Source organism: uncultured Gimesia sp., assembly GCF_963972345.1.
Lineage (GTDB): Bacteria > Planctomycetota > Planctomycetia > Planctomycetales > Planctomycetaceae > Gimesia.
The window spans coordinates 18,381-31,149 of sequence record NZ_CAXAVM010000079.1 but is presented as its reverse complement, the minus strand read 5'-3'; the positions used below and the strand labels follow the sequence as shown (position 1 = coordinate 31,149).

At 50.7% G+C, this 12,769-nt stretch carries 10 protein-coding genes; 3 read left to right on the top strand and 7 right to left on the bottom strand.

Annotated elements, in window-relative coordinates:
• From AACZ40_RS14690 to AACZ40_RS14670, 5 genes are all read right to left on the bottom strand, one after another.
• A partial coding sequence (locus AACZ40_RS14690; RefSeq protein WP_339674817.1) for a hypothetical protein occupies positions 1-1,203 on the bottom strand: 1,203 nt, incomplete at its 3' end.
• Complete coding sequence (locus AACZ40_RS14685; RefSeq protein ID WP_291171587.1) at positions 1,200-1,712, bottom strand: TIGR03546 family protein; 513 nt, start codon at positions 1,710-1,712, stop codon at positions 1,200-1,202. The genes AACZ40_RS14685 and AACZ40_RS14690, both read right to left, overlap by 4 nt.
• A 257-nt stretch (positions 1,713-1,969) precedes the next feature.
• The gene (gene crcB, locus AACZ40_RS14680; protein ID WP_291171584.1) at positions 1,970-2,365 is read right to left on the bottom strand and encodes a fluoride efflux transporter CrcB; all 396 of its coding nucleotides are present in this window, start codon (positions 2,363-2,365) and stop codon (positions 1,970-1,972) included.
• A gap of 49 nt (positions 2,366-2,414) precedes the next feature.
• Positions 2,415-3,623, bottom strand: coding sequence for a PQQ-binding-like beta-propeller repeat protein (locus AACZ40_RS14675; protein ID WP_291171582.1), 1,209 nt, complete (start codon positions 3,621-3,623; stop codon positions 2,415-2,417).
• Between the two features lie 53 nt (positions 3,624-3,676).
• Positions 3,677-4,822 carry a hypothetical protein gene (locus tag AACZ40_RS14670; RefSeq protein ID WP_291171579.1) on the bottom strand — a complete coding sequence of 382 codons (1,146 nt, stop codon included), beginning with the start codon at positions 4,820-4,822 and terminating at the stop codon, positions 3,677-3,679.
• A 288-nt stretch (positions 4,823-5,110) separates the two neighbouring features.
• Here AACZ40_RS14670 and trpD point away from each other — a divergent pair, with 288 nt between their 5' ends.
• Both trpD and AACZ40_RS14660 read left to right on the top strand, forming a co-directional pair.
• Positions 5,111-6,142, top strand: coding sequence for an anthranilate phosphoribosyltransferase (gene trpD / locus AACZ40_RS14665; RefSeq protein WP_291171577.1), 1,032 nt, complete (start codon positions 5,111-5,113; stop codon positions 6,140-6,142).
• A gap of 181 nt (positions 6,143-6,323) precedes the next feature.
• Positions 6,324-6,800, top strand: coding sequence for a DUF2203 domain-containing protein (locus tag AACZ40_RS14660; RefSeq protein ID WP_291171574.1), 477 nt, complete (start codon positions 6,324-6,326; stop codon positions 6,798-6,800).
• A gap of 55 nt (positions 6,801-6,855) precedes the next feature.
• On the opposite strand, the gene AACZ40_RS14655 is transcribed toward AACZ40_RS14660, so the two are convergent.
• Together AACZ40_RS14655 and AACZ40_RS14650 are read right to left on the bottom strand one after the other, a co-directional pair.
• Positions 6,856-8,226, bottom strand: a complete 1,371-nt coding sequence (locus AACZ40_RS14655) for a sulfatase-like hydrolase/transferase (protein WP_291171572.1) — start codon at positions 8,224-8,226, stop codon at positions 6,856-6,858.
• 106 nt (positions 8,227-8,332) lie between these two features.
• A complete protein-coding gene (locus AACZ40_RS14650) occupies positions 8,333-10,393 on the bottom strand; it encodes a prolyl oligopeptidase family serine peptidase (protein ID WP_291171569.1) in 2,061 nt (686 codons plus the stop codon).
• Between the two features lie 547 nt (positions 10,394-10,940).
• Here AACZ40_RS14650 and AACZ40_RS14645 point away from each other — a divergent pair.
• A complete protein-coding gene (locus AACZ40_RS14645; protein ID WP_291171566.1) occupies positions 10,941-12,758 on the top strand; it encodes a DEAD/DEAH box helicase in 1,818 nt (605 codons plus the stop codon).
• The last annotated feature ends 11 nt before the right edge of the window (positions 12,759-12,769 follow it).

Genomic DNA, 12,769 nt, shown 5'->3' with positions numbered 1-12,769 from the left:
GAGTACTACAAATTCATGAGCGGGTTCGTCTTCATAATATTTCAATTCTCCGGCAACTTTGATTTCCGCCTGCCCGTCGATCTGGGCCTGAATTCGAATCGGCTGCTGATATTGTCTGGGGGTAGAGGAGAGTTCTTTGACGACCGCCAGAAAGGGAATGCGTGCCTGGTTCCTGCGGGCAAAGCCCGAAATGCGAAGGTCTTTAAACAGAATATCGGGAGCATTCACATCACTGCGAAAATCGATCCATTCTCCCTGAATCCGCTCCGGCTCCTGCTCATCCTTCATGACCTGCACGGTCTGGAACATGAAATTCGTCCAGCCAAAGACCTGCTCAATCTGTTGAGATATCTCATCTCCCACCAGGGTATGCAGGATTTTATGGGGATCAGGCGAAACAGAGTCGAGTAAACGATCCAGATTTGCCAGGTCCTGTTCTTTGGCCCGTTCAATTCGTTGATAATCCTGCTGGGCAATTTGCGGAAGCGAGTTCAATTCATTACGGATCTGCTTGCCCTCGTTGACCAGTTGATCCACGCGTTCAGCAGACTGGGCATAAGTCTTAATTTTATCCAGCGTTTTACCTTCCGCTGTTTTGACCGAGTTCTCAACCGAATCAATTTCCCGCTTGACCTGCTGGAGACGCGTATCATAAGCCTGAAAACGCTGCTTCCATTCTCCCTCGATGGCTTTGGAAACACGCACGGTTTCCAGGCGATCCGGATCCAGCTGTTCTGCTGCCGCTGTTTTCAAAATATCCAGTCCGGATTGTCCCAGTTGACTGGAGAGTCGTCGGAATCTCCCAAAATTGACGCTGCGTCCAGAGTCAGCAGAATCCTGAGGCACCGTAGTCGCTTCATCAGTCAGATCCCGGGGAACGAACAATTCCAATCCGGAGATCGACGCTGTTTCAACGATCAGCTTGCGATGCAACAAAGGCTTACCGGAAAATTTCAACTGCATCTGATCAAAACAGGCCAGATAACTTTTGTGATCACGGGGACTGACGATACAAGCGGGCCCCGTCTTGATCGAAGGTGGAAAGAAACCGGTTTCCAGATCATAGACATCAACCGTAGTTCCTGTCAGTGCGCTTCCGACCTGCACCAGAGCCGAACGTACCAGGGGATCAAAAGCAAATGCGAAAAAACTCCAGATGATTCCCGCCAGTGCCAGTCGAGGGAACAGATAATTCCATTTCATGCGACTTCCCCTGCCACGACGCCTGCTTCAGTACCCCAGAGGATCTGCACAATCCGATATTTCTGAAGTTTCGCTGCCAGCAATGGCGTATATTTTTCAAACAACGGACGAGTCAAACGATAGGTCGGGTAAAACAGCAGCAGCCCCAGGATCAGGCTGCCCATGACGATCGTGTTATTGAAATCAGTCCAGGGCGCTAAAGGCAGTTCATAAAACCAGCGCCATACTCCCTGCATTGGTGCCGCCAGCAGTACACTGTGACCGATCAAATGACTCAGTGGATCCAGCAACAGTGCCAACCAGGAAAACAGAAGCGTTGCCAGTGAAGCAGAGCTGAGGTTGATTTTCAGGCTGGCCAGCAGAAACAGCAGCAGCACGGAGGTGAGGTTCTCTTTGGGAACCAGGCCGATGATCATCCCCATACTGAATCCCAGAGCCAGCTGACGGGGAGAAGAAGCGCCACTGAAGGCACCTGCCAGAAAACGCAGAGGTCGAAGCCAGTAAGACATATCCAAGCGAACTCCGCTGAGAAACCACAAAACAGGGGAAAAATGATTCTGCCTGCCTGAATCAGGTCAGGCAGAATTCCCCCCGTTAGGGTATATATCGGCTGGCACAGGAGTGCAGCTTAATCGTTATAATCAGAAAATCTTAACAATGGGAAAGTTGTTCAGAGAAAAGACAGGGGGAAGAACCGAATGAAATCAGGCGATATGAGATCGCCCCTGTCAGGAAAGAGACAGAATGAGCAGCCTGTTTTGCTGTCCTATTTTTGCAGCCAGAACATCACCGAAGTCCAGCCCAGCCAGACAGCAAAGAAACCCACAATCAGGTTGCCGGAGACATTCAGCAGGGCATGATGCAACTCGGAATTCCTCAGCAGGCTCACGGTTTCGTGTCCAAAGGTGGAGAAAGTCGTCAGTGATCCCAGTAACCCGGTAATTAAAAACAGGCTCACATGCTCATGAACCCGATCGGAAGGATGGAACTGCCTGTGTGTCACCACTGCCATCAGAATCCCGATCAACAGGCAGCCTGTGGCATTCACCAGTAGCGTGCCCGCCGGAAAGCCGGGGTATTTGCGTGACATGAATTCCGTAATGCTGTAACGTGCAATTGCTCCGATAAAGCCGCCCAGTCCAACAGCCAGCAGTTGTGACACCCGAGTTTCCTTTATTCAGTCTATTTCTCAACAATAGAACAAGCGCGACTTACCGGGACGAAATTTTCCAGAGATGCTGATCGCTGCGGAGGAACAGTGAATCATCAGCAATTGCCGGCGTTGCCAGAATGGTTTCTTTGAGGTCGACTTCACCTGTCACTTCCCCCTGCTCTTCCCCCAGTTGAACCACCTGCAATAAACCTTTTTCGCTGATCAGGTAGAGATGGTTGGCCGCAGCAATCGGGGTTGCGCTGAACGGACCTTTCAGCCGCAGGCGCCAGATCACTTCCCCGGTCTGCGGACTGGCACAGGTGAGCACACCGGCACGATTCACGGTAAAGACCTTCTTCTGATAGACCAGAGGACTGGCGGTCGCAGGAGACAGTTTCTGTTCGGACCACAATACTTTGGGAGGTTCACTGCTGGACCCAGGGGTCAATGCCGTTAACCCATTCGAGGGGACAAACAGGGTATTTTCCCCGACTGTCGTCGAAGGTATCCGTCCTGCTCCGTCTTCATACTGCCAGGCGGTTTCGCCGGTTTGAGGGTAGATCGCATCGACGCCTTCGCTGGACTGTAACAAAACCAGGGGTTCAGCCTCGGGTGAGGCTTTCAGTATTGCAGGCGAGGTCCAGTTGGCAACTCGGGGTCGTTGGATTTTCCAGCGGGCAATTCCCGTCTTCACATCCAGGCCGGTCGTGAATGAATCATCGTCGTTTTCAACGGGTACAATCAGAGTTTCGCCTACGACAATCGGAGAAGAAGCCATCCCCAGACTGTTACTGGCGTTGGGATAATCATGTGATAAGCCTCGTACCCAGAGCAGATTTCCATCCAGATCGAGACAGACCACATCATTACTGGAAAACGTCGCGAACACTCTCTGTCCGTCACTGGCCGGTGTCGGTGTTGCCACACACATTTTATTGTGACACTGCGTTCGACCCGTGGCCCAGAACTGACGGTCCCAGAGTTGCTTGCCGGATTTCAGATCGAAACAGAGTACGTGCAACTGGTCCTGCTTGAACCCGGTGGTGCTGGTCAGAAAGACTTTGTCTCCCACAACAATCGGGCCTGATGCACCTCTCCCTTCCAAATCAGCAGTCCAGGCAATACTTCCCTGGTCTACTTTCCCCGGAGGTGCGTCCGCCAAAGAAACATTGTTTGTCAGCGGCCCGCGAAACTGAGGCCAGTCAGCACCACAACATAAACTGACAGCCAGTAGCGGTATTAAAAGTTGAATCGATATATATTTCATGACTTGATCCTATTCAGGAAAGCTGCTTACAGGGCGGCAGAAATGGGAAAAATTCAGCGAGACAGTTGTGTGGTCGCCTCCGGTTTTTCCGAAAGCACACCCGTTCCCGAAGGACGGGCAATCCGCAGCTGAAACTGATAACGCTGTGCCCAGCTTTCAGTCTGTTCATTCTGACAGAGCTTGAGCAGGATGATATTCTTTCCCGGCTTAAAGGTGACCGGCACACTGTACTGATCCATCACCATGCCACGATGATATTCATTGCGGGCAAATAACAGTTTACCGTTCACCCAGATCTTCCAGGCATTCGGTGTGCCCAGTCGAATTTCCAGGGACTGTTCGTCCGGGCTGTAAAAGTCCGCAGCACAATACATGACTGCTTCTTTGTAAGGAGAAATCTCTTTGGCAATATCGAAGATACCGTAATCATCCTCGGTATTCACTGACTTCCAGCTCACCATCCCGTCTTTGCCTTCTACAGCGGCAGCAAAATCGAGCTGCTCTTCCGGTGCGTACGCCGTGTCATAGCCTTTTCTCCCGGTATTGTCGAAAGGACCGATTATTTTCCAGTTTGACAGAAAGCCAAAGTGTTTCTGCAGATCGATCTTTTCGCCCAGGGCACGCAGTGGCTTCACAATCGCTTTCACCTGATCGTCATCTGTCGCTCCACTGAGAGCCTGCTGATAAATCTGTTTTGCTTCGTCTTTCTTGCCTGCTTTTTCCAGTGACTTGGCTTCATCAATCAAACGTTGAACCGCATCACGTCGCAAAGTGACACTGGCATCGTTGATCATGCCGGGGATAATCCGGTCGGTTGCTTCCGGATCGACTTTGATCAGAGTTTCATAGGCCAGGCGCCGGGCGCGGGGGTGCTTTGATTTGTCCAGCACAAATGCTTCCAGCTTGTCAACCGGTAACTGTTTCTGTTCAATCGCATTGGAGGCGACTGCTTCAAACGCGCCACATAGCCAGTTGACGGCCAGAGGATTGGCCTCGGCAAAACTGTTCAGAATCGGAATCAATGCAGCAGCGTCCGCCTGGGAAAGTTGCTGGACGGCCTGAGACGCCGCCTGATTCCCCTGACCTTCTTTTTGAACCTGTTTGATTTGCTTAATCTGCTGTTCCACATCATCCGCTTTGACGGTTGTCAGAGCCAGGGACAGGAACAACAGGCAGTAAAGAAAACGGCTTCGCTGCATGGGAATCTCCCGCTGTATGTCGTTTCGTAAAATGATCTACTGCGAACTCGCAGACCAACTGGATTGTCTCAGTCTTTGGAGTCTGATTGTACCAGTTTCATTCCGGTACCAACAAGTAAGTCAGCAATTTTTCCGGCGATTCCAAGTGTGAGAAAAAGAAGAAGAATGAAGGGAAATAGAATTACTTCGGTCAATCAAACACTGCGTTGGCTGATTCTTACAACAGCTTTTGCTATAATCCGCAATGTGACTGGAACAGACCGCTTTTGAGAATCTGGAAATACAACGATGTCTACTGTCCTCAGCACAATGCTGAATCGTATCCTTGAGGGAGAGCACCTGGAAAGCGAAGCTGCTTACGAAGTCGTTTCGTCCATCATGCAGGGTGAATGCAGCGAGGTGCAGATTGCCGCGATATTGACGGCACTCCGCATGAAAGGGGAGACACCTGAAGAACTGGTCGGAGCGGCCCGGGCGATGCAGGAACGGGCTCTGAAGATACCTGCCGACTGCACAGGTTTGCTGGATACCTGTGGAACCGGCGGCGATCAGTTGCATACTTTCAATATCAGCACAGCAGTGGCCCTCGTTGCTGCCGCAGCGGGGATCCCCGTCGCCAAGCATGGAAACCGCAGTGTCTCCAGTTCCAGTGGTTCTTCGGATGTTTTACAGACTCTGGGTGTGAAACTGGAACTGACACCTGAACAAATCGGGCAATGCCTGAAAGAGACGGGCATCGGTTTCTGTTTCGCTCCCCTGTTACATTCGGCAATGAAATATGTCGCACCTGTCAGGCGTGAACTGGGTATCCGCACGATCTTCAACTACCTCGGCCCTTTAACGAATCCGGCGCAGGCTGAATACCAGTTACTGGGGGCGAATTCTGTACAGGCAGCAGAAAAAATAGCTCAAGCCCTGTTAAAATTAGGTCGAAAACATGCATTGGTTGTCTGTGGGAACGGAGAACTGGACGAGGTCAGCCTCTGGGGAAAAACCAGCGTTTTTGAAATAACCGGGGCTGATTTACGTTACCATGAATGGACTGCTGCTGATTTCGGATTGCCTGAATGTGACGTAAGTCAGTTGGTCGTCAACTCCTCGGAACAAAGTGCTCAAATCATTCTTGAGATCCTGAATGGTGAACAGGGTCCTGCGCGGGATATTGTGGTTGCCAATGCCGCAGCTGCCTTATTGGCAGCGGATCAAGCGACAAATTTGAAGCAAGCTGTTCAAAAAGTCGCTCAATTGATTGATGAGGGAAAAGTATTTGAAAAACTCAAACATCTCATCAAGTTTACCAGTAAGATTAGTGGGGAATAAAACAATTGAAATTGAAGAGGAGAATTCAGAAGGTCTTCACCCGAGAAGCCTTGCCGAATCTGAACATCCTCTTATAATTCCCCAACACATATGAAAAACCAGTTACAGTCATCATCAGCAGTGAAGTGAAGCCGCCAGCTGACTGAATTGAAGACTGTCAAGAAGAAATAAAGGTCTCATCATGAATGCTGAAGCACAAAGAAAGCTGATTTTCACACCTGAAGAGGCCAACCTTCGTCTTCCACTCGTCCAGGTGATTGTCAGAGATATTGTCGAGTTATACCAGAATCTGCATGATCGCCGTGAACGCATCAATGAGATCAAGCGTCTTCCCGGCGCTTCCGCACGTGACGAAGACTCCGCTTACAGCGAAGAACTGCTGCAGGCTGAACTCGATATCGAAAATGATACCGAACAGCTCGAAACCTATATCAACGAACTCCGGGAACTGGGCGTTGAACTGGAAGATCCTGCACTCGGCGTGGTCAACTTTCCCGCACTTCGGAATGGCAAGGAAGTCTATCTCTGCTGGAAGTCCGGCGAAGATGATGTGACCTACTGGCATACGCTGGATGAGGGTTTCTCAGAACGCCAGCTGCTCTTTGAAGAGTCACTCAATCACGAACTGGAAAACGGAGAAGAGCCACCACTGATCTAACCAGTGGCAGGCTCAGCCCCTGTTATCCTGCTTCCGTACTGCTTTAACTCCGCTGTCATTGCTCCTCAGCGACTTCGCGCTCCCATTCCGCATAGGCCTGCTGTAGCTCTTTGACGAGTTGCGGGCGCTGTTCAGCCAAATCCATCGTTTCTGACAGATCCTGCTCCAGATCGAACAGCATGAACGGCTGATCGGGTTTGACGCGGAGCAGCTTGTATTTCCCTCTTCGGACAGCACTGAAATTGCGGTACTCGAAAAAGAAGGTCCGCGGCTCCGATTCCGCCTGTGCTTTTAACAACGGTAACATATCCTGTCCGTCCAGAATCCGACCTGCTGGAAGCTCGCCTCCCGCGAGGGTGACCAGGGTTGGCAGAATATCCAGGCTGATCAATTGACTCTGACTGACAGTACCCGCTTTAAGCTGACCGGGGTAGCGAATGATCGCCGGAACACGGATTCCCCCCTCCCATAAAGTAACACCGCCGTCGCGCAATGGTTTGTTACTGGCGACTTCCAGACCACGGTCTTTCAACATGAATGCCCCATTGTCTGAATACCAGATCACAATCGTGTTATCTCTGAGACCACTTTCATCCAGTTGCTTTAAGACGCGTCCGATTGCCGAGTCGAGCGCCGTTACTACGGCTCGATACCGTTCTTGGGGATTTCTGGTTTTAGGATCATAACCATACTTTTCGAAAGCGCGGTCAGGTGCCTGCCATTCATCCCCCTGTCCCGGCTGTTTGTTTCGCTTGCTGGGAAAATGGGGAGCATTGAAAGGCAGATAGATAAAAAAGGGCTGGTCACTTTTGGTTGCAATATATTGGCAGGCGGCATCAGCAAATAAATCTGTCGAATACCCTTCAACAAAGACTTCTTTCAGACCTCGCCACAAATCATGACGGCCTGCGTAATAGTGATGGTAATAGTCAATATTCCCCGCAGCAAACCCGAAAAATTCATCAAAGCCTCGCTCGGTGGGCCGACTGCCCGGCGAAAAACCGACATTCCATTTTCCAAAACAGGCGGTGCGATATCCCAGTGGCTTCAAATACTGGGGAATCAATACTTCACTTTTTCGCAGGCCGTCGCCGTAATTCTCATCCGCACTCAACTGGTGATTTAAACCAATGCGCTGCGGATAGCGGCCCGTCAACAGCGTTGCCCGGGAAACGGTACAGGTGGGAGACGCAGTATAAAAATCCGTTAACCTGATACCCTCTGTCGCCAGTTGATCCAGCACCGGCGTTTTCATGACGCGATTTCCATAGCATCCCAGATCACCGTATCCCAGATTGTCTGCTGTGATCAAAAGAATATTGGGGCGTTTGACTTCTGTTTTTTCAGCTGCGGTAATCGACACGCACCAGTGAAAACAGATCAGCGAACAAACGATGCTTATGAAACGGAACTGGCGAAAACTCATGGAAAGAAACCTCAAAGTGGTAAAGATCAGGTAGAAGATTTTCAGGCAAGTGGCACAGGAAACATGCTCTATCCAAACACATCCTGCTTCACCTGTCAAACAAGGATCAGGAGAGCTGTCGCATCAGATACAGGTATTCCAGCGCACTGAGCATGGCTTCCTGTTTCTGATTAGCATTCCCTTTGTGGCCTCCTTCGATATTTTCGTAATAGAAAAATTCATAACCCAGCTGATCCATCCGGGCTGCCATTTTACGAGCGTGACCGGGATGCACACGATCATCTTTGGTCGACGTGAAAAAATAGACTTTGGGGTAAGCCTGCTCGGCCTTTAAATTGTGGAACGGAGAATACTGACTGATGAACTCCCATTGCTCGGGAAGATCAGGATTGCCATACTCGGCCATCCAACTGGCACCGGCCAGCAGCTTGTTGAATCGTTTCATATCCAGCAGAGGTACGCCACATACGATCGCATTGAACAGCTCAGGCCGTTGTGTGAGCGCAACCCCCATCAACAGTCCCCCGTTACTGCGTCCCATGGCACCATAATGTCTGGGGGAACTGAACCCCTTACTCTGCACCGCTTCTGCGACAGCAAAAAAGTCGTCGTAAGCCCGTTGTCGATGCTCGAGTAACGCTGAATCATGCCAGCGGGGACCATATTCTCCACCCCCTCGAATGTTGGCGAGCACATAGACGCCCCCCTTTTCCAGCCATAACTTTCCCATAATCGGGCTGTAATGAGGAAGAATCGAGATTTCAAATCCACCGTACCCGTATTGCAGAACCGGGGCACTATGATCCAGTTTCATCCCTTTCCGGTACACAATGAAATAAGGGACTTCTGTTTTATCGCGACTGATGGCAAAGTGTTTCTCTACTGTCAGGCCACTGGTATCAAACCGCGCCGGCGTGGTTTGCAGCTGCTCATCAATGCCTTCCGAAAAATTGACATAATACAGGCTGCTCGGCTGCAGAAAGCCATCGCGGGCCAGCAGCAGGTCATTACTTCCGCTGTCTGAGGAACTGATTGAGACCACATCATTTTCGCCCCAGGGAAGCAGTCGTCCCTGCCACTGGTTCTCCTGTATCCGAAATTCTCGGATCTGACTGGAGACATGCTGGATTCCCGTTAGATAAACGGCATCTTTCGCACAGCGCACCTGTGAAACCGTACCTGTTTCCCCAGGATCGAATACCGTCAGAACCTGCCTGATTTCACCAGTCTGTTGAAATTCTGAGAGCGAGATGCTGATCAGTGCTCCCGCTGCGAAGCCCCGCCATTCCTCTTTCAACTCCACCAGTAATTGCCCTGCAAACAATCCCGACAGACTGCACTTTTTGGGAAGAGGCAGCTGACTTAAAGTTCCATTTGAGGTCACCAGGTAAAAACTGAAATGATAAAAGTCATGGCCCCGCATCACAAAACAGACGCGCTGCCCCGCATGCTCCAGTTCGATCGGATAGATAAAGGTTTCTTCGACATCCGTTTCCAGCAGAGTTTCTGCCTGAGCCAGAGGGGTTCCCCGTTTCCAGCGTTTTAGAATCCGTGCATAACCTGACGTATTCAGGCTCCCTTCGCCCCAGTCAGTCGCAATCAGCAGCTGATCGCGGTTCTCCCAGCAGAGATTGGTTTTGGCCTGCGGAACGTTGAAACCATCTGATACAAATGTGCGTGAGGGAAGATCAAACTCCCGATAGACGGCGGAATCCGTGCCACCCGGTGCCAGCTCAATAATACAACGCTCGTGAGCAGGTCCGAGACTGTCGACACCTTTATAAATCCAGTTCTCTTTTTCGGTTTCCGCCAGCTGGTCCACATCCAGCAAGACCTCCCATTGCTTTGACTGCTGCCTGAACTGCTGCAAAGTCATTCGTCGCCAGATGCCACGGACATGCTGCTCGTCGCGCCAGAAGTTATATACGAATTCGCCCCGCAGGGTTCCGTAGGTAATCCGATCGGAGGCAGTCAAAATCTGTAATGCATCTCGTTCATATTCTGCAAAACGCGGATCAGTGGTCAGCACCTGCAAAGTCGACGCATTCTGCTCCTTCACCCAGTCGAGCGCACGCGCGCCTTCAATCTCTTCCAGCCAGAGCAGGGACTGTTCATCAGGGGCTTCTGCCTGATTCCGGTTTTCCGAGGGATCATTCTGCGAATCCATAAAACAACTCCCGTGAAAAAGGATGATTTTCTCAATTTCAGATCTTGTATCCGGATATTGTAGAATAAAACGGGATCATGACTTAAGTGCCGGACAGCTATTTGTCTTCTTTTCCCGGGAACTGCCTGCGTTACGAGATATTCTACGAATTTCACGATTCAAGACGTGCAATTAAAACGCGCCAGTGATATAATCCCCGCGTTGAGTAGCCCTAAATGTCAGGTGCCTGTAAGAAACAACCTGACCACTTTACGGCTGATCTCCAGAATCTCTTAGTAAAGAACCAGCTGTTTGCTGAACTTTATCGTGTTGTTAAAGCTACATTTGCCGAACCCTGTATGGTTTCCGCTCTCAAACAGTAGCAATAGGGTGATACGAAGCAGAGCTTCAAGGAGAACTCTTTTCAGGCCTTGTTCCTGAAAATGAACCCTGAGTCCGGAATGGCCGACTCTCACCTGTTTCTAATTATTTGCACGACCCATTTTTGTCTTTTACACGACGTGTACGTACAGCCATACCGGCTGAAGGTTCGTCGAAAGGTTGATGTATGTTAACGGATGTCTCTTCGCAGGCAAAATTTACGGATTTAGCACTCTGCCAGCCCGTCCTGGACGCGCTGATCGAACTTGGATACCACACACCCACGCCCATTCAGTCTCAGACGATTCCTCATCTGCTGGAAGGCAGGGACCTGGTCGGACAGGCTCAGACCGGAACGGGTAAAACAGCCGCATTTGCCCTGCCTTTGCTTTCAAAAATCGATCTGGAACTCAAAGCCCCACAGGTTCTGGTTCTGGCTCCCACCCGGGAACTGGCCATTCAGGTTGGCGAATCGTTCAAAGAATACGGTTCAAAACTGAATGGCTTACAGGTTCTGCCCATCTATGGTGGCGCTGATTTCAAAGGACAGTTGCAGCCACTAAAACGAGGCGTCCATGTCGTTGTCGGGACCCCCGGCCGCGTTATGGATCATATGCGTCGAGGCACCCTGAAACTCGATAACCTGCGTTGTCTGGTTCTGGATGAAGCCGACGAAATGCTGCGAATGGGCTTCATCGACGATGTCGAATGGATCCTGGAGCAGACCCCCGACAACCACCAGACAGCACTGTTTTCAGCCACGATGCCTGAAGCTATTCGGCGGATTGCCGGCAATTACCTGGAATCACCCCAGGAAATTACCGTCAAAGACAAAACCCGGACTGCTGACACCATCCGACAGCGGTACTGGCTGGCTAAAGGTCACCATAAACTGGATGCCCTGACCCGGATTCTGGAAGCAGAAGAAACCGATGGTGTCATCATCTTCGTACGTACCAAAAGCATCACAACAGAACTCTCGGAAAAACTCGAAGCACGCGGTTTTCTGGCGGCTCCCCTGAATGGTGATATCCCGCAGAAACAACGTGAGCGCACCGTGGGACGGTTAAAGGCCGGTCACGTCAATATCGTCATTGCGACAGATGTCGCGGCTAGAGGACTGGACGTGGATCGCATCAGCCATGTGATCAACTACGATCTCCCAGGCGACTCCGAATCCTATGTACACCGAATCGGGCGCACGGGACGTGCAGGCCGAACAGGTGAAGCCATTATGTTCGTCTCTCCACGTGAGCAGCGTTCCCTGTCTGGTATCGAACGGGCGATCAAACTCAAAATTGAACGGATGGAACTGCCTTCCATCAATCAAATCAATCAGCGACGTACGGAGCGTTTTAAAGAATCTGTTACGAAAGCCATGGACAGCCCTGACTTCGCACAGTTCCAGAAAATGCTGAGTGAATTCAAAGCAGAATCTGAGCGTTCTGAGATTGATATCGCTGCCGCCTTGGCCTGTATGTTCCAAGGGAAACGCCCTCTCTTCCTCAAAGAGACACCCCAAAGCGAACAATCCCACCGGGAAGCACCTCAACGACAACCGGACAGTTCCGGAAAACCTCAGTTCCAGTCAGAACGCCGTTTCTCAAAGGACAAAGAATTCAAAAACAAAGAATTCACGAAGGATAAAGAGAAAGTATTTGCTCCCAAGCGGGAACGGGCTACCAGCGAAACACCCGAAGAAGGTATGGAACGCTTCCGCGTTCAAGTCGGCCGTAGCCACGGGGTAAAACCGGGTAATATCGTGGGTGCCATTGCGAATGAAGCCAACCTGGACAGTCAGTACATTGGGCGTATCGATATTTTCGATGAGTACAGTACGGTTGATCTTCCGGAAGGTATGCCCCGCGATATATTCAGGGCATTGAAAAATGTCTGGGTCTCCGGACAACAGTTACGTATCTCCCGACTTGATCAAACAGAAGCGGGTGCCCCGAAACGCAAGCGTTTCAAATCAAAGGGTAAACCCAGACAGCAGAAAGCTTAGGCTGACTGCAG